Below are 23747 nucleotides of genomic sequence, written 5' to 3' on the forward strand. Positions count from 1 at the left end.
CCGCCGCTTCGGTGCCGTCCGCAGAGCAGTCGTCGACGATCACCAGCTGCACCCGCTCGCTGCAGGTGGCGAAATACGCAAAATGCCGCTGCAGCCCGGCCGCATCGTTATAGGCGGGGATGATGAAGCTGTAGCCCGGAAGGTCCTGTGCCATGGCTGCGCTCAGATCAGCAGCGCTTCGGCGCTGTGCAGGGTGACGTCGAAACTGCGCCCCTCGAAGAAATACAGCACCTCGGCCCCTTTGGCCCCGGCCGCCAGCTCCGCATCAACCGGGATGAACACCAGATCCTCCTGGCGCGCGCCGGTCAGCACCACCAGGTTGCGGGCGAAGACATCCTTGAACCCCTCGTCCAGCAGGTAGCGCAGGCAGACCTGGAACCGGCCCGGGCCGCGGCTCGAGCAGTCCAGCAGCTGGCCCAGGTAGCGGCCCTGGCGCAGCATGGCCGCATCGATGCCGTAGGACAGCGAGAACCAGGGGCTGTCGCCGGTGCTCTGCACCTGCAGCCGCACCCCCTCGCCGTCCGGCTCCGGCCCGGCCACCACCTCGACCCCGGCGCCCGGCTGGTAGTCCATCCAGATGCCCGGTGCCAGCGTATGGCGCGGCTGCGGCGTGCGGGCCTCGGCCACCGCTTTCGGCAGCGCCGCCAGGCGGGCGTTTTCCGGTCCGAAAGGAGACCGGCTGCGCACCAGGCCGCTGGCCAGCTTGCGCAGCATTTTCTTCGTTTCCGCCATCTGTGTGTTCCTGATCTGCTTTGGCTGCCGGCATAGAACAGCGCAGGCTGCGGTTCAAGCTCTGGGTGCCCGGACGGGCCAAACCGCCTTTATGCGTGTTTCCAGCACATCCGGGTCCGGGGCTTAACCGCTGGGACCGCCCTTGCGGCCGTCCGCGGCCAGGCTGTTCATCACCAGCGCCACCTGCTCCAGGGTCTCCGGCGACCAGTCGGGCCGGGGCTCGGGCAGCGCCTGCCAGTCCGGCGGGGTGAACTCGAGCCCGGCCTTGGCCAGCAGGTCATACTGCCGCATCAGCTGCTCGCGCACCTTCAGCACCGCGGCCGGCGGCAGCGTGAAGCGGGTGCGGCCGATGCTGCGCAGCCGCTGCACCGGCAGATGGCGGCCGTCCCAGTCGCTGTGGTAGCCGTATTTGCCATTCAGGCCGCCGATGATCAGCGCCGCCTCCAGGCTGAAGCCGGAATTATGCACCCGGGACGGTTCCAGCCCGTCCTGGCTGACGCCCGGCAGCAGCGTCTCCAGGCAATCCTGCATCAGCGTCGTGCCGGAGGTTTTCAGCGCGTCGAAATTGCGCAGGACCATCGCCTCGCGGCCAAACACCGCGGCATATTTCTCCAGCCCCGCCATGCTCAGCACCGGCGGATCCTCGGCCGCCTGCTCATAGGTCACCTTGCCGCTTTTGATATGCTCCTGGGCGCGGCTGATCAGCAGCTTGTAAGGGTCGCGCAGGTAGCACAGCAGCCGCACCTCCCGGAACTGCGCCGTCAGCTCCTGCTGCAGCGCCTGGATCCGGATCCGGCGCGACAGGCCGAGGAAATTCTCGTTGGAGAACAGCACCGCCTGCGCTGCCGAGGCTTCGGTCTCGGCATATTCCTCCGTCAGCATCGCCCGCGACAGCCCGTCCTGGCTCAGATCCTGGCCCAGCCGGTTGAAGCGCAGGTTCCAGGCCCGGTCGTGGAACTCCGACAGCAGCGCGTCATGGCGCTGCCGGATACCCGGGTAAAGCAGCCCCTTCTGCGCCAGCTGCGCCTTGTTGCGGAAGCACCAGGCCTGGATGCTGGTGGAGCCGGTCTTGGGGGAGCCGATATGCAAGTAGCAGGTTTTGTCCATCATGGTCGGATCTCCTTGCCGTTACTGCCAGTAAGCGTCCAGCCCGCCCTGCGCCAGCTGCTCGGCAAAGGCCGGCGGCAGCAGCCAGAACGAGCCGTCCGGCAGCAGCCGCACGATGCGGAACGGGCGGCGGCCAATGCGCTGATTGGTCGGCACTTCGATTTCCAGGTCGCGGATGCCCGCCTGCCACAGCTCCGCCAGGCGGCCGGGATCGGCCAGCATCAGCGCCTCGTCCTCCCAGGCCAGCAGCTGGAAGCGCTCTTCGCCGCCGGCATGAATCAGCCGGCCTCCGGCGGCACGCTCGCCGGGCTGCAGCTCCACCGACAGGCAGATGCCGCGGTCCTCGCGGCAGAGCCGCAGGATCCGCTCCTGGTTGGACTGGGCGCAGATCTGGTCCAGCCGGGCGAGGAACTCCTTGACCTGCCCGGGGCCGCCGGTCCGCGGCTGCTGCGCCGCCAGATGCCGGTCGAGCGCGCATTCCAGATCCAGCCCGCCCGGCTCTGCCGCGGACCGGCCGCCAGCCTGGCTGCCGGTCTGGCCATGCGCCTGCTCATAGGCGCCGATCTGCGCCGCATGGGTTGTGCGGAAGCGCGCCAGCCCCTCCGCCATCTGCCGGGTCGGGGCCTTGCCCGCCGCCGCCTCGGCATCGCCCTGCACCGCCAGCCACAGCGCCGTCAGATCGTCGCGGCTGAGGCCCTGGACCCGTTTCAGGTTGCGCATCAGCGCCGCCTGCTGCGGGCTCATCGAGTGGTTGCTCAGGGCCCGGCTGACCGGTGCAAAGCCGGCGCCGTCAATCCCGGCCAGGCGGTAGAACCAGCCTTCGATGCCGCCCTGGGCGCGGATCTGCTCATAGATGCCCAGATGCAGCTTCTGCGCCTGCGGCGGCGCTTGCAGCACCTTGGCGACGGTCCCGAAATCGAACAGGCCGAAGCCGTCCAGCTCCGCCGTGAACTCCTCCAGGCTGCGCGAGAAGCCGTTCCAGGGGTTGCCGCACATCTCCACATAAAGCGAGCTGAGCCAGCTTTCCGGGTGGCGCAGCACGCAGGCCACCTCGACCGGGATGCCGTCAAAGGCGGCCAGCAGCCCGGCAAACTGGCGGCCATGGTCCCAGAACCGCGGCGACACGATGTTTTCCGACGACAGCACCAGCGTCTCTACCGGCCGCCCGGCGATCTCCGAGACCTCCTGCAGCTCGGCGCTCAGCCCCCGCAGCGCCTCTTCGGCCTCGCCATCGAGGATCTTCTGCACCAGGCTGGCATGGCCCGGGGTGCGCTCGCGGCGGATGCCGTGTTCGCGGTAGGTGCCGAACGAGGGGTAATGGATGCCCTGCTGCAAGAGCTTGAAGCGGTTGCGCTCCAGCACCTGCTGCAGCGAGGAGCTGCCGGTCTTGGGCAGGCCGGTGTGCAGGATGATGCGCTTGATCTGCGCCTTCAGCGGCACCTCCGACGGCCCGGCCGGCACCGTGCGGCGGAACGACCAGGCCCGGGTGACGGCCTCTTCGGCGGTGTCATCGACGCCGCGCAGCTCCGCCAGCATACTGATCGGCGGCTTGGGGCGGCGCATCAGCGCGGTCAGGCCGTCGCGGTCGCCCCGCTTCAGCGCCAGCCGCAAGAGGTCCATCCGGCCCTCGCGCAGGAAGGCGTCCTTGGCGCCGGGGTCCAGCACCTGGTCGCCGTACAGCAGCGGCAGATCCGCCACCATCTTGCGCAGCTCGCCGTAATAGCGCTCCACCAGCGGCCGGCAGCGCTCGAAAGAGGACAGGCGGCGGCAGATCGGGGTCCAGTATTCATCCAGCTGGCGCAGGTAGATGATCGCATTGGCGCGTTCGAAATCCAGGTTCGAGCGGCCCGCGCCCCGGGCCGCGGCAAAGGCCTCGTTGAGCTCGGTCAGATGCTGGACATACTGCTCCAGCTGGCCTGCATCGATCTGTTTGAACGAGGAGTTCTCGACATTGTAGTGGTCGACGGTGAACAGTTCGGTAACCCCGACCCGGGCCGCCTTCAGGAGCGCCTCGATCACAAACAGCCGGTCCTCGCGCTGCTTCAGCCGCGGCGAGAAGATCACCCCGTTCTGCTCCAGGAAGGCGCGGCTGTAGAGGATCTGCCAGCAGCTCACCACATTGACCAGCTGCGGCGCATCCGCCACCGCATAGACTTCGCCCTCCTGCAGGTCGATGCGCCGCGCCGGGTTGCGCACCATCGCAGGCGAGACATTGTAGAAGCGCGAGATCAGCATCTCCAGCGCCTGCGCATCCGCCGCGGCCACCCATTCGGCCAGCACGCTGTTGCTGCAGAAGGCATCGTCGCTGTCCAGCAGCGCGACATAGCGGCCCTTGGCCGCTGCCAGCCCTTCGTTGCGGGCGGTGGCCTGGCCCAGCCCGCCGGGGCGGCGGATCACCTGCAGCCGCGCCTCCGGGTTGCCGCGCTGCACCGTTTCCAGGATGTCGCGGGTGAAGTCCTTGCCCTGGTCATCGACCACGATGACCTCTGCCGTGACCCCTTTCTGGGACAGGCAGGACAGCACCGAGCGCTTCAGGAACGGCTCGGAGTTATAGGACGGGATGATAATGCTGACGTCGATCGCCTCGGTCATGGCCGGTCTTCCTGCTCTGTTCTGATGCGGTTCAGCGGTCGTCGAAGATGACGGTGCTGCCGGAATTGTCGATTTTCAGCCTGTGCAGCGGGAAATCCCCCAGCGCCTGGATCACCCCGTCCTGCTTGTCCTGCGGGCAATAGACCATCAGGAAGCCGCCGGCGCCGGCGCCCAGCAGCTTGCCGCCAAGCGCGCCCTTGGCCATCGCCGCCTCATAGGCGCCGTCGATCAGCGGGTTGGAGATCGCGCTGGACAGCGATTTCTTCAGCTCCCAGCCTTCGCGCAGGTAATGGCCGATGCAGTCCACATCCGTTGCGATGTCATTCTTGAACTGATGCGCCTGCGCCGCCATCTGCTCCAGCGATTTGAACACCTGCTCTTCGGTGGCGGTGGCCTTGTTCTGCTTTTCCAGGATCGCCGAGGCGCTGCGCTGGTTGCCCAGGTAGAACAGCATCAGGCTGCCCTCCAGCTTGCGGCGCTCGTCCTGGCGCAGATGCACCGGAGTCACCTCGACGCTGTCATCGGTGTTGAACTGGATGAACTTCAGACCGCCGACGGCAGCGCCGTACTGGTCCTGCTTGCCGATCGGCTCGCCCAGCACATCGATCTCGATCTCGCAGGCCTCGCGCGCCAGGGCGCGCTGGCTGACGTAGCGGTGCTGGCTGGCATGGACCAGCTGCAGCAGGCTGACGGTAAAGGAGGAGGAAGACCCCATGCCGGTGCCGCCCGGCACATCCGCGGCCGAGGAGAAATCGGCGTTTTCCACCCCGTAGCGCTCGAACACCGCGCGGATGATGCGGTGCTTGATCTGATCCGCGGTCTCCGGGTTCTCGGTCTCGGAATACTTCAGCAGAAAGCCCTTCTGGGCAAAATGCGGATGCATCGACAGGTAGAAATACTTGTTCACCGCCATCGACACCACCGCGCCGGGGGAGCGGCGGTAGAAAGAGGCCAGGTCGGTGCCGCCGCCAACAAAGCTGACGCGCAGGGGGGTACGGGTGATAATCATGAACTTAGACCCTGTTCTTGCAAAATAGTCTCGATTGCCGCGGCCGCGGTGGCAGCGCTGCGGGCCTCAGGGTGGCTGCCGCCGCCCACCATCCAGCACTCCAGCCCGGCGGCCAGCCCGGCCTCGATGTCGCGGGCATGATCGCCGATCATCCAGGAGGCGGAGAGGTCGATATTGTGGCGCGCCGCAGCGGCCAGCAGCATGCCCGGGGCCGGCTTGCGGCACTCGCAGGCAATCTTCAGCTCCGGCCGCTCGCCTTCGAACCCGGTTTCCGGGTGGTGCGGGCAATAGAGCAGATCGTCCAGATAGCCGCCGCCGTCCTCTGCCAGCGCCCAGTCCAGCCGGTTGTGCACCGCGCGCAGGTCCTCAAACGACATGAAGCCCTTGGCAATCGCAGGCTGGTTGGTGACGCCGATGGCCAGCAGGCCGCTTTTGTTGACCCGCGCCAGCGCCGCGCCGGTGCCGGGGATCAGCTCCAGCATCTCCGGGCGGAACACCCCGTCGATCTCGCGGTTCAGAACGCCGTCGCGGTCCAGGAAGATGGCGCGCTGGGGCTTCAGGTAGCTGCGCGCCGCCACGGTGCCGGCGGCAAAATCATTGCGGCCGCGCTCGATCCGTTTCGGCGTGCCGATGTCTTTCAGGTATTCGCTGCCGCGGTAGGCATAAAGCGCGTGCTCGCCGCGCGCGGCGATGCCGGGCAGCACATCGGCGCCCCAGTCGATCACCCCTTCGGCGCGCGCGGGCAGGTAGTCCAGCACAACGGGATCGAACAGGTAGAAGGCGGCATTGACCAGATTGCCGCAATCGGGGTTCTGATGCGGCTTGGAAATGAAGGCGCGCACCCGGCCGTCCTCGGCGGCATCGACCAGGTCGCTGTCCTCGGGGTGGTCGTTGGGGTGCACATAAAGCGTGCCCGCGCCGCCCTTTTCGCCGGCATAGGCCAGGAAGCGGGCGATATCGGCGTCAAACAGCACATCGCCGTAGACCACCAGGAACGGCCGGTCCAGATGCTCCCGCAGCTGGGTGAAGCTGCCCGCGGTGCCAAGCGGCGCATCCTCGATGACGATCTCCACCGCGGCGCCTGCGGGCGCATGGGCGGCGAAATGCGCCTCGATATGCGCCGCGCCGTGGCCGGCCAGGATGATGAAGCGGCGCACGCCCTGCGCCGCCAGACCTTCGACCATCCGCTGCAACAGCGGCAGCCCGTGCATGTCGACCATCGGCTTGGGCAGATCGCCCAGGCCCAGACGGGTGCCCTTGCCGCCGGCCAGGAAGACGGCGGTCACATCAGCCGGAGCGAGGCTCACCAGCCCAGCGTCCCTTCGCGGCGGCGCGCGATCACCAGGGTGATGACATGCATCAGCGACTGGTGGCAGTCCTCGACCACCGCATAGTTGTCGACCGGCACATAAAGCGGGATATCGGCCATTTCCGCCAGCTTGCCGCCGGAGAAGCCCGACATGCCGATGACGGTGACGCCGCGGGATTTGGCCTCTTCCACCGCGTTGACGATATTGGCGCTGTTGCCCGACGAGGAGATCGCGATCAGCACATCCTGCGGCTGGCAGAAATAGCCGACCTGCTTGGCAAACACATGCTCAAGACCGAAGTCGTTGGCGATGGCGCTGATCAGCGCCGGCGCCGCGGCCAGGGACTGCACCGGCAGCGCCGGGTGGCCTTCGGTGTCGGTGCCCTTGGCAAAGTCGCAGCACAGGTGATCGGCGATCGCCGCCGAGCCGCCGTTGCCGATGGCATAAATCCGCTTGCCGTTCTCCGCCGCCGCCTGGATGGCGGCAATGGCCGCGCCCAGGGCCTCCATGTCGACGGCCAGCAGCCCGCGGCTGTAGTCTTCGATAAAAGCCTCGACAAAGCCGGTCAGCGAACCGGTTTCCTGAAACACATTACGGTGCCTGGGATCAAGCATCGGATACTCCCTGTTACTGCTCTGCGCGCGGCCCTGGCACAGCAGTTTCGGATGACAAATCCGCATCCTCTGCCAGCCCGCCCCCGCGATCACAGATGCGTTAAAACACGCTCCCGGCAGCGGCACAAGCCTGTTGCGGGGAACCGCCCGCCGGCGGCTCTGGACGGGCGCAGCACCATATTCTAACAGTGCGGCAGGACCGCCCGCGGGCAGGCCCCCGCAGCGCACAAACCCGGCAGGCATTTCTTTGAAAAAACTCTTCCTCCACATCGGCTTCAACAAAACCGGCTCGACCAGCATCCAGCGGAACCTGGTGCTCAACGCCGCCGCGCTGCAGCAGCGGGGCATTCTCTACCCCAACGATCCAGCTGCCCCCTTCATGCAGAACATCCAGCATGTGCCGCTGGCGGGCGCGATGCCGAACCATTATCTCTCCTGGCTGACCCCGGCCAAGCGGGCGACGCTGGACCGGGCCTACAGCAGCCTGACCAGCCATCTCGAGGCCCGGGACTTCCACACCCTGGTGCTGTCCTCCGAAGGTTTCGGCAGCCCTGCAACCGGCTTGCGCAAAGCTGCCTGGGTCAAAGAGCAGTTCGCCGCCTACGATGTCACCGTGATTGCCTATATCCGCCGCCAGGACGCCTATTTCCTCTCTGCCTACCAAGAAGAGGTCAAAGCCGGGTGCAGCACCCCGTTCTGTTTCGACAGCTACCCCGACGAGCGGATTTTGCGGTTTGCCCAGCGGCTGAAGCCCTGGCGCCGGGTGTTCGGGGCGGACAAGGTGGCGGTGCGTCCCTTCGACCGCCGGTTCTGGCCCGAAGGAGAGCTGTTTTACGATTTCCTCTCCATCCTCGGCGCCTCCCGCGAAGGCCTGGCCCTGGCGCCGCCGCAGAACGAGGGGCTCGACTACCGGGCGGTCGGCCTGCTGCAGCAGCTGAACCAGATCAGCGGGGCGGCCGGCGGCGGGCAGCAGCTGCGGCACCGGAACAGGGTGCTGATCCAAGCCCTGGCCCGGCTTCAGCCGGAAGATGGCGCAAAGCAGAAGATGCAGCTGTCCACCGAGCAGATCCGGATCCTGCGGCGGCATTTCCGGGCCGGAAACGAGCGGGCGCTCGCAGGCAGCGGCATCACTCCCGCCGAGTTCTTTCCGCCTCCGCCGCGGGGCCAGCAGGCCCGCCTGCAGCCGCCGCCGCCCGAAACCGGGCTGCTGCTGCAGCTGCTGAGCGATCTGGCGGATCTCAGGAGCGAGCCGGGCTGAGCCGGACCGGGCGCGGCAGCGCTCACATCCGGGGATACCCGAAACTGTCGAAATCGCGGGCGTAGAAGGCGTTCAGCGCGGCGATTGCCTCAGGCCCCAGCCGCGCCGCCTCGTAGCCGTGCTCGGCAAAGCCGCCGGTGCGGTTCTGCGCGGCCATTTCCGGCAGCCAGCGCGCCACCGGCGAAGCCGCCAGGGCGCCGGGCTCCTCCAGCTTCAGCACATGATCGGCCCAGCGATGGCCGTCAATATTGGCAAATTGCACCTGCGGGCGGAAATGCACCAGCTTGTGGTCGTTTTCCACCGGATGGAGCTTCAGCGCCGTCAGCGCAAAGGCCGCCGCCACCCGGTAAAACGCCTCCGGGTCCGCCAGGATGGCATCGCGCATATAGCCGGTGCCCAGCTTCAGATGCTGCGACACCGCCGACAGGTAGCGCTGGTAGGGGTCGCGCACGAAGGTGAATTTCACGTAGTCCTGCACCTCGGCAAAAGCCTTGGGGAAGAAGCGGCGCAGCTGGAACGGGATGATATGGGCCATGTCGAGGATCTTGTCTGTCCCGTGCACCGGCCGCCATTCAAAGAACAGGTTGTCGCGCGTGTCATATTTCAGCAGCGCATTGTGGCAGCTCATGCCGCCGCATTTCGGATTGTGGATAAAGACGAATTTCTCCGTGTCCGACACGATCATGGCCAGGCCTCCGGGTCAGAGCGGCGCGGTGAAAAAGGCCGGCGCCGCCTCGCCCCGCTCCAGGCAGGCGGCAAAGCCGCGCGCCGCGTCCAGCGCCTCGCGGATGGTCACATCCATGTCCAGATAGCGGTAGGTGCCGAGACGGCCGACAAAGGTGACCCCCGCGGTCTCCTGCGCCAGCTTCACATAGGCCGCCAGCAGCTCCTTCTCCGCCACCTGGCGGATCGGGTAATAGGGGATGTCGCCGGGCGCTGCCAGGCGCGAGAACTCGCGGTACAGAACCGAGCCCTCGTGGCTTTCCCAGGGCGCGAAATGCTTGTGCTCGGTGATGCGGGTGTAAGGCACCTCTTCCTCGCCGTAGTTCATCACCGCGCAGCCCTGGTAGTCGCCCTGATGGGTGAAGCGCTCGAAATCCAGCGTCCGGTAGCCCAGCCGCCCCAGCTCATAGCCGAAGTAGCCGTCCAGCGGCCCGGAATAGAACACGTGATCGTAGTCCGCCCCCATCCGAGGGGTGAAATCAGTCTCTAACTTGAGCGAAATGCCCGGATGATCGAGGATTTTCTCGATCATCGGCGTGTAGCCGTTCTCCGGCATGCCCTGGAATTTGTGGAAGAAGTAGTTATCGTCATAGTTGAACCGCACCGGCAGCCGCTTGAGGATGCTGGCGGGCAGTTCCGAGGGGTGCATGCCCCACTGCTTGATGGTGTAGCCCTTGAAGAAGGCCTCATAAAGATCCTTGCCGACAAAGCGCATCGCCTGCTCTTCGAAGGTCTGCGGCTCTTCGATCGAGGTGTCGGCCTGTTCGTTGACAATGAATCCGTGCGCCTCTTCGGGGCGCATCGTCTTGCGGAAGAACTGGTTGATGGTGTGCAGATTGACCGGCAGCGAGAAGACTTCCTGGTCGCCCGAAAGCCCGCGGGTGGTGGATTTCACCCGGTTCTTATAGGGCAGGAAGGTCTCGAAGCTGTTCACATAGTCCCAGACTTCGGCGTCGTCGGTGTGGAAGATATGCGGCCCGTAGACATGCACCAGCACGCCGGTCTCCGCATCGCGCTCGGTGTGGCAGTTGCCGCCGGCATGGGCACGGCTGTCGATCACGGTGACCTGATGGCCTGCCTCTGCCAGATGCCGCCCGATGACGGCGCCCGAAAGCCCCGCGCCCACCATCAGAAATTTGCCTGCCGCCATCTGCCCGTCCCTTTGCTGCCGCTGTCCGCCCGCCTTAAACGGGAAAAGCGGCGTTTATGCAACCGGCGCGATCCGCCTCAGCCCTTGCCGCCGGATTTCTGCTGATGGCTGATCACCCCGCTCAGCAGCGGCGCCACAAACTGCTCCATCAGCACATAGGGATCCTGCGGCAGCTGCCGCTGCGCCAGCGGCGCCTCCGGCCCCGGCAGCGGCTCCAGGAACAGCGCGTCGCGGCCGAACCGGCGCTGCGCCAGCGCCCGGTTGCCCGCGGCAAACTGCGCCATCACCTGCTGCCGCTGCGCATGGGGCATCAGCAGGCTGCTCTGCGGCCCTTCCGGCTGCAGGGCGCGGTCGGCCTCGGCGCAGGCCCGGGTCAGCACCCGGCGGTAGTCCTGCCCGGCCGCATCCAGCGGCAGGCAGCGCATGAATTCGGACATCAGCGGCGAGAAGCTGGGATTGACCTTGGCCGGCTGCACGAATTCCGCCGAGGGCTGCAGCCCGATGCTGCGGCAGAAAGCCTCCAGCGGCCCGTCCGGCATCTGCTGCTTTTCGTGGATGTTCAGAATCACGTTTTCCGGCCCGAACAGCTGCTCCAGATGCTGCACGTAGCGGTCGTAATGGATCCAGTGGAAATCGTCCTGATGGGCCATGAACCCGTCAAAGCTGCAATGGCTGAGATGCGGCACCCACTGCCATTTGACATTCTGCAGATACCAGCTTTCCAGCCACAGGTCCTGGCGCCGCAGGGTGAACACCACCTTCACATCGAAGAACTTGCGGAACCCGGCCAGCACCTCCAGGTTGCGGCGCATGCAGATGTCCTCGTCGCTGAGGATGATGGTGTGCAGGTCCAGCTGCTTGTGCGCATGCAGCCGCGCCCCCAGCAGCGCGGCTGCATCTGCCGGGCTGCGGGCGCCGGAAAACAGGTCATTGATCAGTTCGAAATGGCGGCGCTTGTGCAGCGGATAGAGGTAGCCGAGCCGCTTCAGCGCCTTGATGTTGCGGAACATGTATTCCTGCAAGGACGAGGTCGCGGTCCGGTGCGCCCCGATGTGAAAAATCAACTTCCGCTTCACGCCGATGCCTTCTGAAATGCTGGCTGGCGGCCGGGGCGGCGCCCGTCCCGTCAGCTGTCTGCTTGCCGCGCAGCCCTATCCCATTCCGCCGCTTGGATGCAATTCCAAATCCCGCCCGCCGCCCGGGACGGGATTCCATGCCCTGCCGGCTCTGGCAATTCCCCGGCCTTTGAGGCACTACAGCCCCCGGCAGGCCCGGCTGACGCAAAAGGCAGGCGCAAAAGGCAGGCGGAAAAGGCACTTCATCATCATGTTCACCTTGCAGAACATCATCACCCCGGAACCCGGCATCTGCACCGAGCATCCGCTTTACTACCGGGCCGACGGCGAGGCCGGGTTTTCGCAAAGCAGCGCCCGCTTCACCCTGCCGCGCGGCACAAGGCTGTGTTTCGACAGCTATTTCAACCTGTTCAGCCTCTCCGCCTGGAACCGGGCCTGCGCCCTGGAGACCCTGTTTGCCGAAGTGACCGGCAGCGGCCGGGTGGAGATCCGGGTGCTGCAGGCGCTGCCCGGGCGGGCGCTGGAGGCGGTCTATTGCGAGGTTGCCGAGCTGGACCCGCAGGCGCCGCATCTGGTTGATCTCTCGGCCCTGGCGCAGCCGGAGACCGAGGGGCTTTTGCATCTGGAGCTCTTGGCGCTGAGCAAGCAGGCGGAGCTGCACCAGGCCCGCTTTGCGGTGGCGCAGATGCCGCAGGATCTGCCGCGGCTGGCGGTCTCGATCACCACCTTCCGGCGCGAGGCCGAGGTGCAGACCACAGTGGCGCGGCTGGAGGATTTCCTCGACGGCTTTGCCTTTGCGGAGCAGGTCAAAGTGCAGGTGGTCGACAACGGCCAGAGCGCAGGCATTGCGCCGTCGCGCCATGTCACCCCCTATGACAACCCGAACCTGGGCGGCGCCGGCGGCTTTGCCCGCGGCCTTCTGGAGGCGGCGGACGGCGGCTTCAGCCATTGCCTGTTCATGGATGACGACGCCTCTTTCCACATGGAGAACATCCTGCGCGCCTATATGCTGCTGGCGCTGGCGCGCGATCCCGGCACCGCGCTGGCGGGCGCGATGATCAACACCACAAAGAAGTGGCGGATGTGGGAGATGGGCGCCTGGTTCGACGGCTCCTGCCGGCCGCTGTTCAACGGCACCGACCTGCGCGACCCGCAAGCGGTGCGCGAGATGGCGCTGGAAGCGGCAGAGGAGCAGCCCGCCACCCTCTACGGCGGCTGGTGGTTCTTTGCCTTCCCGGTGGCCGGGGCGGCGCATTACCCTTTCCCCTTCTTCGTGCGCGGCGACGACATCAGCTTCTCGCTGGCCAACAGGTTCCGCATCTTCACCCTCAACGGGGTGGTCTCCTTCCAGGAGGATTTCGCCGAGAAGGAAAGCCCGCAGACGCTCTATCTCGACCTGCGCAACCACCTGATCCACCATCTGGTGTTCGATCCGCTGGCGCGCAGCGCGCTTGGCACCGCCCGGATCGCCATCCGCTTCATGATGCGCTCGATGCTGCGCTTCAAATACGAAAGCGCCGAGGCGCAGCTCTTGGCCTGGCAGGACGTGATGCAGGGGCCGGGCTTCTTTGACGAAAACATCGACATGAACGCCCGGCGCGCCGCCATCAAGGCGCTGATCCGCGACGAGGCCTGGCAGGATGCCGCCAGCCTGCCGGAACCGGGCCCGGCCCGCTTCAGCCGCCTGCCGGGCCGGCTGCGCCATTACCTTGGCCTGTTCAGCCTCAACGGCCACCTGTTGCCGTTCTGGGGCCTGGCCGGCGACCGGCTGCTGCTGGATGTCGATGCCCGCGGCCTGGTGCTGCCCGCCTTCGGCGGCGCCCGGCTCAGCTATCTCAACACCGCCGGCACCCGCGGCTATACCGTGCGCCACTCCAAGGCGCGCTTCTTCAGCCTGGCCTGGCGGATGAGCTGCACCCTGTGGTGCTGGCAGCGGCGCCACCAGGCGCTGAAAGCCGCCTACCGCCAGGGCTACGGGGAGATGACCACGCAGTCCTACTGGCGCCGGACCCTGCAGCGGCTGATGCCCGGCAGCCGCTGAGCCGCCCTGCCCCGGCGGTCCCGGCCGGCACTTGGCCCGGCTGCTTGGCCCGGCTTACTTCATCTGCTCCTGGTGCAGTTCGATGGCCTCTTCGAGATCCTCGAAATAGCGCACCTGCCCGTGCTCCAGCACCAGCCCGGAATCGCAGTACTGGCGCAGCTGCGCCATCGAGTGGTTGACCATGATGGCGCCGGCCTCGCGCATCCGGGCGGCAAACACCGCCTGGCTCTTGCGCTTGAAGGCGGCATCGCCCACCGCAGTCACCTCATCGACCAGATAGGTGTCGAATTTGATCCCCATCGAAGCACCGAAGGTGAGCCGCGACTTCATGCCCGAGGAATAGCTGCGCACCGGCATGTGGAAGAATTTGCCAAGCTCGGAAAACTCCTCGACGAATTTGACCAGCGCGGTGGTGTCGGCGCCGTAGATGCGGGCGATGAAACGGGTGTTTTCGGCGCCGGTCAGATCGCCGTGGAACGAGCCGCCCAGCCCCACCGGCCAGGAGATGGTGCCATCCGAGAGCACCCGCCCCGAATCCGGGCGCATGGTGCCGGCGATGATCTGCAAAAGCGTCGACTTGCCGGCCCCGTTGCGCCCCAGCAGCGCCAGCGAGCGCCCCGGCGGCAGGGTCAGGTTCAGATTGTCGATGACAATCTTGCGCTCGCCCTTGAGCCAGAAGCTCTTGGTCAGGTTCTCGAAGCGGATCATGTCAGCTGCGGTCGCGGATCGAATAATAGACCAGTGTCAGCACCGCCCAGCCCAAGAGCAGGAACAGCCCGGCCAGCGCCGTCAGCACATAGCGCTGCGGGTATTGCGCCTCCTCGGCCAGGGTCGGGGTGATATAGGTGGCCAGGTAGCGGCTCTGGCGGGCAGCATCGTCGCGCGCCGCCTCCAGCGCGGTCAGCGCCACCCTGTAGGCCTCCTCGGCAAATTCCCGGTCCACCGTCAGCCGCTCGAATTCCGAGATCAGCGACGGGTAATCCTCGCCGACGCCGCCGGTCTCGGTATTGTCCGAGGTGAAGGTCTGGCGCTCGATATTGATGCGCTCGCGGATCACGTCGATGCGCTGCAGCGCGGTTTTCAGCCGCACGTCGCCCGCCGCCACGGTGCCGCGCAGGAGGTCGTATTCGATCAGCGCCTCGGCCAGCTGCTGCTGCAGGTTGTTCATCACCCCCATGCGGCCCTGGATATCGGCCTCGGGATCGACGATGCGGGTGCGGGTGCGGAACCGGGTCAGCTCCTCGCGGGCCTGTTTCAGCCGCTCCACCGCCTCTTCCAGATCGGCCTGGGCATAGCGCATGGCGTCGGCGCGGGCCTGTTCGTTGAGCGCATTGATGCGGGTCTGGCTTTCCTCGACGATGGCCTGGCTGATGGCCTGGGCGGTGCCCGCGTCAAAGGCGGTCACCTGCACCTCGATCAGCCCCGAGCCGCTGTCATAGGCGATGCGGGCGATGCGCTGCCAGAACCAGGCCATGTCCTCGGCGGTGGCGTCGGGCCAGACCGAAAACGCCCAGTCCTGCGGCCAGTGGCGGCTGTAATGCGCCTTCAGCCCGACCCGGGCCTCCACCGCCGCCATCATCTCCTGGCTCTGGATGAATTCATACAGGATGTCGCTGTCCGAAGCGGTGCTGCTGCCGGCGAAATTGGCCAGCCCGCCCAACAGCTCGCTGGCGCCGGTGCTTTCCTGGCTGCGCACGGTGAAGCCGGCGGTGGAGGCATACTGGTCCTCGGCAATGGCGAACATGTAGAAGGCCACCGCCGCCAGCGGCGCCAGCACCAGCAGGAAGAAACTGGCGATCACCCCCCAGTGCCGCCGCTGCATCCGGGCCTGCGGCACCACCGGCCAGACCCTGGCCTGCGCCGCGGCCAGCTCCTCGCGGGCCTGCCGGGCTTCGGCCCGGGCCGCCTCGGCCTGGGCCCGCAGCTGCTGCATCTGCGGCCCGCCGCCGCCCGGTTTTCCGCCCTGGCCGCCGCCTTTTCCGGCCCCCTGGCCGGCGCCGGGGCCGCGGGCACCGCCGGGTTTTCCGCCGCCCGGTTTGCCGCCGGCTTTGCCCTCTGCCTTGCCGCCGGCCGCAGGCTGCAGATGCAGCCGCCCGGCGGGCTTGCCGCCGGCCGCCGGGGTATTGGCCGCAGCCTCCTGGCGCGGGCTGCCGTCCCGGCCGGCCTTTGCCGCCCCGCTGTCTTTCGTCATCGCCTGCCTGTCCTGATCGTCTGCTGTTTGAAATCGCCTGTGCTTTCTTTCATAGTACCGCCTGCACTGCCATATTCACAATGGGTTTTCATGACCGCCCTCCCCCCTGATTCCCTCGCCGCCGTCCCGGCAGCCCGGCCGCCGCGCCGCCGCTTTGCCACCCTGCGCACCATCACCGCCCTGGTGCTGCGCGAGATGTCGACCCGCTACGGCCGCACCCCCGGCGGCTATCTCTGGGCGGTGCTGGAGCCGCTGGCGGCAATCCTGTTCCTGTCGGTCGGCTTTTCGCTGGTGATCCGCAACCCGTCGCTGGGCACCAGCTTCCTGCTGTTCTACGCCACCGGCTACCTGCCCTTCGGCCTCTACCAGTCGGTCTCCAATGCGGTGGCGCGGGCGATCAAATTCTCCCGGCCGCTGCTGCGTTTCCCGGCGGTGACCTGGGCCGATGCGGTGCTGGCCCGTTTCCTGCTGAACAGCCTGACCAATATCGTGGTCACCCTGCTTTTGACCGGCGGCATCCTGGCGGTGGTCGACGCCCATGCGATGCTGAACATGCCGCGGATTCTCGAGGCGCTGGGGCTGGCCATGGTGCTGGCGCTGGGGGTGGGCACGCTCAACTGCGTGCTGATGGGGCTGTACCCGCTGTGGGACGTCGCCTGGGCGATCATCACCCGGCCCTTGTTCCTGGCCTCGGGCGTGCTGTTCCTCTACGAGGATCTTCCGCCGCTGGCGCAGGACGTGCTATGGTACAACCCGCTGATGCATATCACCGGGCTGATGCGCACCGGCTTCTTCCCGACCTATACCGCCGCCTATATCAGCCCGGCCTATGTGATCGGCACCAGCCTGCTGCTGCTGGCGCTGGGGGTGGTGCTGATGGGGCGCTACCACCGCGATATCCTGAACCGCTGAGCTGCGGCTGACGGCGGGGGCTCAGCCCTCGCCGGAGAGCTGCAGCACCCGCTGATGGCTGACCGCGGTGCGCCGCAGCAGCCCGTCGCGCACCGCATGCGCCATCAGCCGCAGGAAGATGCGGCGGCTGCCGCCGTGCTGGCGCGTCTTCAGCAGCCATTTCGGCAGCACCACCAGCAGCGCCGGCCAGAACAGCCAGCCCGCGGCCATCCGGTACAGAAGCAGCAGGTTGCGGTGGTAGTAATAGGCCTTCCACAGCGGAATGAAGCGGCCGCGCTGCGCCGCATCCTGCTTGGCCTGGCCCGCATCCTTGGCCTGAAAGGTCGAAAGATCATGCTCGAACCGCACCGAGGGCTCAAAGCCGATGCGGCCGCCTGCCTTGGTCAGCCCCAGGGTATAAAGCCCGTCATCGCCATAGATGAACAGCTCCGGATCCGGGTAGCCGATGCGCCGCACCGCCGCCGCCGAGATGAAGAAGCCGACAAAAGAAGTGACATCGATCTGCATCCCCGGCCCTTCGTAATCCGAAGGCTGCACGTGAAAGCCCGAACGGCCGCCGCCGAACAGGGTGCGCAGGAACTCGCGGGCATGCCAGAACGGGTTGCGCGAGGGCCGGTTCATCTCGCAGATGCGGCCGTCGGGGAAATAAACCGCCGCCGCCACCGCATCCCAGGCCGAATCCCAGGCGGCACCGCCCTGGCGGTGCGCCGGCAGATCATGAAAGGCGCGCAAGCCCCCCGGCGCCGGGCGGCCGTCGTCATCCATCACCGCCAGCCAGTCCGGATCATGCGCCTCCATCGCCCGGCGCATGCCCATCTCAAAACCGCCGGCGCCGCCGCGGTTGGTCCCGCTGGTGCAGATATCCAGCCTCGGGTCCTCCTGCGCCGCCAGCCAGGCGCCGGTGCCGTCGCTGGAGGCATTGTCGGCCACCACCACCGCTGCCAGCTCATCGGCCGGGCTTTCCAGCAGCCGCGCCAGCGTTGCCTTCAGCTTGTCCAGGCGGTTGTGGGTCACCACCACCGCCACCAGCCGCCCGGCGCCTGCCGGGATGCTGCCCGGGGCCGGGGGTTCTGCCTGAGTCTGTGCCGGGGTTTCTGCCGGGGTCTGGGGGCTGATTGCCTCTGCCGTGCTCACCGGGGCTGCTCCTTGCCTGTCTTTGGTTTCTCATGCCGCATGCGCGGCTCCGAAAGCTCATAAATCCCCGCCCCTGTCAAATGCTTTACGCGGCCGGCATAAAGGTCAGCACGACTGACCAAATGTTTCGCGCGCGAAACATTTGGTCCGGACCGGACCTAATTTGCCCGCCGCCGCAGCGGGCAAATTGCTGCGCCCGCCCTGTCCGGCGCGGCATATCCCCCTAAACTCATACCAAAGGCCGCGCCCAAACGGCCGGCAGGATTGGGGAAAGGGCATTCCATGCGCATTGCAATGATTGGCACCGGCTATGTCGGACTGGTGTCCGGCATCTGTTTTTCGGATTTCGGCCATGACGTCATCTGCGTCGACAAGGACGCAGGCAAGATCGCCCGCCTGCAGGCAGGCGGGGTGCCGATCTACGAACCCGGCCTCGACCGGCTGATGGAGAAGAACGTGACGGCGGGGCGGCTCAGCTTCACCGCGGATCTGGCGGCAGCGGTGGATGGGGCCGAGGCGGTGTTCATCGCCGTCGGCACCCCGGCAAGGCGCGGCGACGGCCATGCGGATCTGTCCTACGTGATGGCGGCGGCCGAAGAAATTGCCCGGGCGCTCACCGGCTACGCGGTGGTGGTGACCAAATCCACCGTGCCGGTGGGCACCAACCGGCAGGTGAAACAGGCGGTTGCCAAGGCCAATCCCAAGGCGGAATTCGACGTTGCCTCCAACCCCGAGTTCCTGCGCGAGGGCGCCGCGATCGAGGATTTCATGAAGCCCGACCGGGTGGTGGTCGGCGTGCAGAACGAACGCGCCGCCGAGGTGATGGCGGAGATCTACCGCCCGCTTTACCTGCGCGACTTCCCGATCCTGACCACCGATCTGGAATCGGCCGAACTGATCAAATACGCGGCCAACGCGTTTCTGGCGGCCAAGATCACCTTCATCAATGAAATCGCCGGCCTCTGCGAACGGGTCGGCGCCGACATCAAGGAGGTCTCCCGCGGCATCGGGTTCGACGGCCGCATCGGCAACAAGTTCCTGCATGCAGGCCCCGGCTACGGCGGCTCCTGTTTTCCCAAAGACACCGAAGCGCTGGCGCGGATCGGCCAGGACCATGCCTTCCCCTTGCGCCTCACCGAGACCGTGATGCGGGTGAACGGCGAGGTGAAGGCCCGCATGGTCGAAAAGCTGCGCGACGCCTGCGGGGGCAGCTTCAACGGCAAGACCATCGCGGTGCTGGGCGTCACCTTCAAACCCAACACCGACGACATGCGCGAGGCGCCTTCGCTCACCATCGTGCCGGCGCTGGTCGGCGGCGGCGCCAGGGTGCGGGTGGTGGACCCGCAGGGCAGGGCAGAGGGCGAGGACCTGCTGCCCGGCGTCAAATGGGAAAACGACCCCTACAAGGCCGCGAGACAAGCCGATCTGGTGGTGCTGCTGACCGAATGGAACGAATTCCGCGCCCTGGACCTGAAGAAGCTGGCCCGCAAGATGGAAACCCCGCGGATGGCGGACCTGCGCAATATCTACTCGCCCAAGGCCGCCAAACGGGCCGGCTTCGAGACCTATACCTCGGTCGGGCGCGGCGATCTGAAATAGGTCCGATCCGGTCCAAATGTTTCGCGCGCGAAACATTTGGTCAGCACGGCTGACCTTTAACCGACTCTCCGCATTTCTGAAAAACAGAGTCTAATACGGGCTTTTCCTTGGAAAAGCCGATGTCCCGGCGAGAGTATTTTTGCAAAGAAGCAGAGTCTGAAAGACTCTGCTTAGAGCTTTTTCAGCCAGCTCTGCAGCGCTTCGGCCAAGGCCGCGTTGACGCCCGGACCGCTGATCTCGATCTTCTGTTCGCTGGGGGTATAGCCCAGTTTCACGCCCTTGGGGGCGGGCAGGGAAATACGCTCGCCTTGCTGGGCGGCGTCCCAGTCATGAGCTCCCCGCACCCGCGGGCGGCTGACCGGCGGTTCCGGCGCAGGCTTGGCAGCGGACGGGGCAGGAGAGGTTTCAGACTCTAACTTGGGTGCTGCAGCGGCAGGAGCGCCGGCCAGCCGGGCCAGAACCTCCAGTTCCGCCTCCGGGCTGGAGCGGTCCGCGGCCTGCAGCGCCAGGGTGGCGCGGGCGGCAAACCCCGCGTCTGCTTCGATTGCGCGCACCAGCGCCAGGCCCAGTTTCTCGCTGATAGCGGCGGGGTAGAACAGCACCGCGTCCAGCGCTTCGACCAGGGTGACAAAGCTGCCGATCTTGGAGCGCTTGGCGCGGGTGGCATTGCCGAACAGCGCCTGCAGCGCGTATTTGCGGCGGGTGAAGACACCCTCCTTACAGGCGCGCACTGCAATCCGGGCGCGCTCGTAATGCGAGAGGTTCACCCGGATCTCGTTTTCCTCGACCATCGCCACATAAGCATCTTCGGCGCTGTCCGGCCGGATCACCAGGGCCTTGATGGTAGCGAATTGCGGGTCTGAAGTCTCTTCATAGAGCCGCTTGAGGGCCGTCAGGCGGCGCCAGCCGGAGATCAGGCCATGGGTGCGTCCGCCGAATGTATCCTCCAGCGGCACCACCTCAGCCGGGGTCTGCTGGCCGCGGGCGCGGATCGAGGCCATCAGGGAGGTGAGTTCCTCCTCATCCTGTTCGATCCGGTCGCGCACCAGGTGGTTCTCGTCGATCTGCGCCAGCGGCAGCTCTTCGATCATCAGCCCTTTGGCGCGGGCCGTTTCCAGCACGCCGCTGAGTTCCTGCAGCGCCGCCTGGGCCGAGGCGTCGGAAGCCACTTGGGCAATCGGCGCCGCACCGACGCTGGAGGCGCTGCCAAGCGCCGGCTTGCCTGCAGGAGAGGCTGCCAGATAGTCAGCCTGCGCGGGGGAGAGCCGTTTGCGTTTTGCCATAGTCTGTCCTGACCTGTCCTCATCACTCCGGGCGGGATACTGCCGGAACTTCCTTGTTAGGGCCTTATCCGGCCGCGCGCTGTTCTGTCTCTTGCTGCAACGCCTCGCGCCGCCAGACCCCGATCAAGAGCTTTTTGAAGGCGGCATAGGTCTCATCAAAGGTCTCGCGGCCGCGCGCATAGGTCTCGCGGTTGAAGTCGCGGTAGTCGGCCTCGTAGATGCCGCTCACCTGCTCGCCGGCCTGGCCGATGAGCGCGGTGTAATCCTGTTTATGCGGGGACAGCACCCGGCCCATATAAGCCTGCATGAGTGCGGCCAGCTCGCCCTGCTGGGCGCTGTCGTAGCGGGTGATCACCGTGCGCACCGCGTCCCATTCGAACGCCAGGCCGGGACGGCCCAGGGCGCGGGCGGCCAGGTTCTCGCCTTCTTCGATGCTGGCGAAGGTGGAATGCAGCATGTCAAAGAACCGGCCCGTGGAATCGAACTCCAGGAAGGAGGCGCCCATCGGCACCAGCAGGATGTCAGCCGCTGACAGCCCGTTGATGGTCAGATAGCCAAGGGCAGGGGGGGTGTCGATGAAGATCACATCGTAGGTGTCCAGGACCCCGTCCGCCTCCAGCCGTTCGGTCAGCGCATCCCACAGCTTCCAGGACCGGGCAGCCATCCGCCAGACCGGGATCTGGAACTCGGCCCAGTACAGGTTCAGCTGGGCGCCGATCAGATCGATGTTGGGCCAGTGGGTGGTCTGAATGACGTCCTGCGCGGTCATCTCCATCGCCGCATCCAGCGCCTCGTCCAGCGGCTGGGGGGGATCGCCGCGGTCGAGGCGGCGCTGGTTCTCAAGCCGCAGATGCTCGCCGTAGTGGCGCGCCAGCAGCGGGAAGGCAGTCTGCCATTCATCCTCGACCCGTCCGCCGAAGATCGAAGTCATCGAGCCTTGGGAATCCAGATCGATCACCAGCACCTTGTAGCCGTCGAGCGCCGCCGACATCGCCAGATGCGCCGCGGTGGAGGTCTTGCCGACGCCGCCTTTGAAGTTCGCGACCGCCACCATCTTGGCGGGCAGCCCCTCGGGGCGGTAGGGGATGTATTCCTTGGCCTTGGAGCCTTGCGCCCCGAAGAAGGCGCGCAGGCGCAGCACCTCGTCGAGGGTGAACCATTTGGCGCCGCCCTCGGTTTCACTGCGGCCCTGGGGCAGATCGGGGTTGGCTTTCAGAACCCGGCGGAAATGGGCCTGGGCGACCGGGATCAGGTAGCGGGTGATCTCCCAGGTGGAGAACTGGCGCAGCTCCTTGCGGCCTTCCTCGTTCATGCCGCGGCTGGCGAGATCGGCGCGGCCTTGGGCGCAGGCGGCGGCAATGCCGGCAAAGCCTGCGGTGCTGGTCGGGGCATCGAGATCGGCCAGGGCGGCATCGGGGTCGATGCTGAAATAGGGGGGGAGGCTTGCGTTTGCCCGAGGGGTTTCTTTCCTGTGGATATCTCGCGCCATGAGGATCTGCCTGCTGTGATCAAGCCTTGCGGCTCTGCCGGTGTCTTTTGCTCTTTTGCAGCCCGATGTGCTGCCTTTTTGGCAGAATAGCAAAAAACAGCGCACATGGAAGCAATATGCGCACATGGCCTGCTTTTTCTAAGCAAATCCAGCAGTTGGGACAGGGGAAGACGGGGGTGTCTCAGGGCTGGCAAAAAAATCTGCCCTGTTAATTATGAGTTATTTATTAGTTACAGGGAGCGGACGAGTCGTGCAAAGCCCTTTTTTCATTGGCGATCGGGGCAGATTTTCCGAGACAGGCGACTCTGAAACCCCGTTCAAACGACTCCGAAACCCCGGCAAAGCGATTCCGATCCCCCGTTGCGGGGCCATGTGGATAACCCTAGGGTGAGCGTAATCAAAACCACGATAAAACGAGTCGCCAAAAGGGGCATCAGATCCCGGCGCAGATGACGGGCAGGCAGATGGCAGCAGAGCTGACAGCGGATGGGATTCCGCCGGAAGGGCAGGGGGATTTCTTCCTTTGCGATATCTTCGGGGCGATCCCCAAGAACGACCTGGCGTCGATGGAGCACCCGCTGTTTTCGCTCGGCACACGGCCGGACCGGCGCATTCTCAATTACCAGCACAATGGCGCCGAGATCACCGTGACGCCCTCGGTCAAAGGGCTGGCGACGATCCATGACAAGGACATCCTGATCTTCTGCATCAGCCAGCTGATGGCGGCGCTGAATGCCGGCCGCCAAGTGAGCCGGACGCTGCATCTGAAGGCGCATGATCTGCTGGTGGCGACCAACCGTGAAACCTCGGGCGATGCCTACCGGCGCCTGCGCGAGGCGTTTGAGCGGCTGGCGGGCACCCGCATCACCACCAATATCGTCACCGGCGGGCAAGAGGTCACCACCGGTTTTGGCCTGATCGAAAAGTGGGAGATCGTCAGGAAAGCCCGCGGCGGCAAGATGGTCAGCGTGGCGGTGACGCTCAGCGACTGGCTCTACCGGGCGGTGCTGTCGAAGTCGGTGCTGACGCTGAGCCGCGATTACTTCCGGCTGCGGAAACCGCTGGAGCGGCGGATCTACGAGCTGGCGCGCAAGCATTGCGGGCGGCAGAACAGCTGGCAGGTTTCGGTGGAAACGCTCTTGAAGAAATCAGGCTCCGCCTCGCCCCGCCGGGTGTTCCGCAAGATGGTGCGCGACATGATCGAAGCGCAGCCCTTGCCGGATTACGCGCTGGAAGAGCTGGAAGGGGATATCATCCGCTTCAGCCAGAAACACGCCGTCACCGAAGCGGCGCTGAACGCACCGCAGCTGAAGCCGGCCACCCTGGAGGACGCCCGCGCGCTGATGCCGGGCGCCGATGCCTATGCGCTGGAGGCGGAATGGCGGGCGATGTGGGCCCGCTCGGGCAGCCCGCGCTTGCGGGCTCCGGATGCGGCCTTTCTGGGCTGGGTCCGCAAACGCGCTGCAGAATAGCCCCCGCCTGCGCTCCGGGGGCGGGCAGGGGCAATGGGTATTTGGAACCAGAAAG

20 protein-coding genes are annotated in these 23747 nt (G+C 66.2%); 5 read left to right on the top strand and 15 right to left on the bottom strand.

Going from position 1 to position 23747, the window contains the following annotated elements; all coding sequences use genetic code 11:
* The 7 genes from RA20_RS26405 to RA20_RS25865 form a co-directional block, all read right to left on the bottom strand.
* Positions 1-154 (bottom strand): glycosyltransferase family 2 protein (locus RA20_RS26405; RefSeq protein WP_152618556.1); only part of this gene is annotated, 154 nt, incomplete at its 3' end.
* A gap of 8 nt (positions 155-162) precedes the next feature.
* Entirely contained in the window at positions 163-732 is a 570-nt protein-coding gene (locus tag RA20_RS19010; RefSeq protein ID WP_039132423.1) for a hypothetical protein, read from the bottom strand.
* Between the two features lie 123 nt (positions 733-855).
* Complete coding sequence (locus RA20_RS19015; RefSeq protein WP_039132425.1) at positions 856-1842, bottom strand: hypothetical protein; 987 nt, start codon at positions 1840-1842, stop codon at positions 856-858.
* Positions 1843-1860: 18 nt separating this feature from the next.
* Positions 1861-4431 (bottom strand): glycosyltransferase family 2 protein, encoded by a 2571-nt coding sequence (locus RA20_RS24790; RefSeq protein ID WP_052249076.1) that lies wholly within the window; start codon positions 4429-4431, stop codon positions 1861-1863.
* A 31-nt stretch (positions 4432-4462) separates the two neighbouring features.
* Complete coding sequence (locus RA20_RS19025) at positions 4463-5440, bottom strand: GHMP family kinase ATP-binding protein (RefSeq protein WP_039132427.1); 978 nt, start codon at positions 5438-5440, stop codon at positions 4463-4465.
* Positions 5437-6747, bottom strand: coding sequence for an HAD-IIIA family hydrolase (locus tag RA20_RS19030; RefSeq protein WP_082018063.1), 1311 nt, complete (start codon positions 6745-6747; stop codon positions 5437-5439). Before RA20_RS19030 ends, RA20_RS19025 begins: the two co-directional genes overlap by 4 nt.
* A complete protein-coding gene (locus RA20_RS25865) occupies positions 6744-7364 on the bottom strand; it encodes an SIS domain-containing protein (RefSeq protein WP_052249078.1) in 621 nt (206 codons plus the stop codon). Before RA20_RS25865 ends, RA20_RS19030 begins: the two co-directional genes overlap by 4 nt.
* A 247-nt stretch (positions 7365-7611) precedes the next feature.
* Here RA20_RS25865 and RA20_RS19040 point away from each other — a divergent pair, with 247 nt between their 5' ends.
* Complete coding sequence (locus RA20_RS19040) at positions 7612-8622, top strand: hypothetical protein (RefSeq protein ID WP_039132429.1); 1011 nt, start codon at positions 7612-7614, stop codon at positions 8620-8622.
* Between the two features lie 22 nt (positions 8623-8644).
* Here RA20_RS19040 and RA20_RS24795 read toward each other — a convergent pair whose 3' ends face one another.
* From RA20_RS24795 to RA20_RS19055, 3 genes are all read right to left on the bottom strand, one after another.
* Positions 8645-9307, bottom strand: a complete 663-nt coding sequence (locus RA20_RS24795) for a sulfotransferase family 2 domain-containing protein (RefSeq protein ID WP_052249079.1) — start codon at positions 9305-9307, stop codon at positions 8645-8647.
* Positions 9308-9322: 15 nt separating this feature from the next.
* Entirely contained in the window at positions 9323-10495 is a 1173-nt protein-coding gene (gene glf / locus RA20_RS19050; RefSeq protein WP_039132431.1) for a UDP-galactopyranose mutase, read from the bottom strand.
* Between the two features lie 77 nt (positions 10496-10572).
* Positions 10573-11571, bottom strand: a complete 999-nt coding sequence (locus tag RA20_RS19055; RefSeq protein WP_039132433.1) for a hypothetical protein — start codon at positions 11569-11571, stop codon at positions 10573-10575.
* Positions 11572-11821: 250 nt separating this feature from the next.
* On the opposite strand from RA20_RS19055, the gene RA20_RS19060 reads away from it, so the two are divergent.
* Positions 11822-13612: a hypothetical protein gene (locus tag RA20_RS19060; protein WP_039132453.1), complete on the top strand. Its 1791-nt coding sequence runs from the start codon at positions 11822-11824 to the stop codon at positions 13610-13612.
* Between the two features lie 54 nt (positions 13613-13666).
* Here the strand turns inward: RA20_RS19060 and RA20_RS19065 are convergent, their stop codons facing one another.
* On the bottom strand, positions 13667-14320 hold the full coding sequence (locus tag RA20_RS19065) for an ABC transporter ATP-binding protein (protein WP_039132435.1): 654 nt from the start codon (positions 14318-14320) through the stop codon (positions 13667-13669).
* Position 14321: 1 nt separating this feature from the next.
* Positions 14322-15803, bottom strand: a complete 1482-nt coding sequence (locus RA20_RS19070) for a sugar transporter (RefSeq protein WP_241482294.1) — start codon at positions 15801-15803, stop codon at positions 14322-14324.
* Positions 15804-15893: 90 nt separating this feature from the next.
* On the opposite strand from RA20_RS19070, the gene RA20_RS19075 reads away from it, so the two are divergent.
* A complete protein-coding gene (locus RA20_RS19075; RefSeq protein WP_039132437.1) occupies positions 15894-16715 on the top strand; it encodes an ABC transporter permease in 822 nt (273 codons plus the stop codon).
* A gap of 21 nt (positions 16716-16736) precedes the next feature.
* On the opposite strand, the gene RA20_RS19080 is transcribed toward RA20_RS19075, so the two are convergent.
* Positions 16737-17765: a glycosyltransferase gene (locus RA20_RS19080; protein ID WP_052249081.1), complete on the bottom strand. Its 1029-nt coding sequence runs from the start codon at positions 17763-17765 to the stop codon at positions 16737-16739.
* Between the two features lie 366 nt (positions 17766-18131).
* On the opposite strand from RA20_RS19080, the gene RA20_RS19085 reads away from it, so the two are divergent.
* Positions 18132-19448, top strand: a complete 1317-nt coding sequence (locus RA20_RS19085) for a UDP-glucose dehydrogenase family protein (RefSeq protein WP_039132439.1) — start codon at positions 18132-18134, stop codon at positions 19446-19448.
* Positions 19449-19618: 170 nt separating this feature from the next.
* On the opposite strand, the gene RA20_RS19090 is transcribed toward RA20_RS19085, so the two are convergent.
* Complete coding sequence (locus RA20_RS19090) at positions 19619-20731, bottom strand: ParB/RepB/Spo0J family partition protein (protein WP_039132441.1); 1113 nt, start codon at positions 20729-20731, stop codon at positions 19619-19621.
* Between the two features lie 64 nt (positions 20732-20795).
* The gene (locus RA20_RS19095; RefSeq protein ID WP_039132444.1) at positions 20796-22220 is read right to left on the bottom strand and encodes an AAA family ATPase; all 1425 of its coding nucleotides are present in this window, start codon (positions 22218-22220) and stop codon (positions 20796-20798) included.
* A gap of 464 nt (positions 22221-22684) precedes the next feature.
* On the opposite strand from RA20_RS19095, the gene RA20_RS19100 reads away from it, so the two are divergent.
* Positions 22685-23692, top strand: a complete 1008-nt coding sequence (locus tag RA20_RS19100) for a replication initiator protein A (protein ID WP_039132460.1) — start codon at positions 22685-22687, stop codon at positions 23690-23692.
* Positions 23693-23747: the final 55 nt, after the last annotated feature.

It is taken from the genome of Leisingera sp. ANG-Vp (genome assembly GCF_000813725.1).
Classification (GTDB): Bacteria; Pseudomonadota; Alphaproteobacteria; order Rhodobacterales; family Rhodobacteraceae; genus Leisingera.

Excerpts from the sequence above, each read along its gene's own strand:
- RA20_RS19010 (WP_039132423.1), bottom strand. The coding sequence starts at position 732 with ATGGCGGAAACGAAGAAAATGCTGCGCAAGCTGGCCAGCGGCCTGGTG.
- RA20_RS19015 (WP_039132425.1), bottom strand. The coding sequence starts at position 1,842 with ATGATGGACAAAACCTGCTACTTGCATATCGGCTCCCCCAAGACCGGC.
- RA20_RS24790 (WP_052249076.1), bottom strand. The coding sequence starts at position 4,431 with ATGACCGAGGCGATCGACGTCAGCATTATCATCCCGTCCTATAACTCC.
- RA20_RS19025 (WP_039132427.1), bottom strand. The coding sequence starts at position 5,440 with ATGATTATCACCCGTACCCCCCTGCGCGTCAGCTTTGTTGGCGGCGGC.
- RA20_RS25865 (WP_052249078.1), bottom strand. The coding sequence starts at position 7,364 with ATGCTTGATCCCAGGCACCGTAATGTGTTTCAGGAAACCGGTTCGCTG.
- RA20_RS24795 (WP_052249079.1), bottom strand. The coding sequence starts at position 9,307 with ATGATCGTGTCGGACACGGAGAAATTCGTCTTTATCCACAATCCGAAA.
- glf (WP_039132431.1), bottom strand. The coding sequence starts at position 10,495 with ATGGCGGCAGGCAAATTTCTGATGGTGGGCGCGGGGCTTTCGGGCGCC.
- RA20_RS19060 (WP_039132453.1), top strand. The coding sequence starts at position 11,822 with ATGTTCACCTTGCAGAACATCATCACCCCGGAACCCGGCATCTGCACC.
- RA20_RS19065 (WP_039132435.1), bottom strand. The coding sequence starts at position 14,320 with ATGATCCGCTTCGAGAACCTGACCAAGAGCTTCTGGCTCAAGGGCGAG.
- RA20_RS19070 (WP_241482294.1), bottom strand. The coding sequence starts at position 15,803 with ATGACGAAAGACAGCGGGGCGGCAAAGGCCGGCCGGGACGGCAGCCCG.
- RA20_RS19075 (WP_039132437.1), top strand. The coding sequence starts at position 15,894 with ATGACCGCCCTCCCCCCTGATTCCCTCGCCGCCGTCCCGGCAGCCCGG.
- RA20_RS19085 (WP_039132439.1), top strand. The coding sequence starts at position 18,132 with ATGCGCATTGCAATGATTGGCACCGGCTATGTCGGACTGGTGTCCGGC.
- RA20_RS19090 (WP_039132441.1), bottom strand. The coding sequence starts at position 20,731 with ATGGCAAAACGCAAACGGCTCTCCCCCGCGCAGGCTGACTATCTGGCA.
- RA20_RS19095 (WP_039132444.1), bottom strand. The coding sequence starts at position 22,220 with ATGGCGCGAGATATCCACAGGAAAGAAACCCCTCGGGCAAACGCAAGC.
- RA20_RS19100 (WP_039132460.1), top strand. The coding sequence starts at position 22,685 with ATGGCAGCAGAGCTGACAGCGGATGGGATTCCGCCGGAAGGGCAGGGG.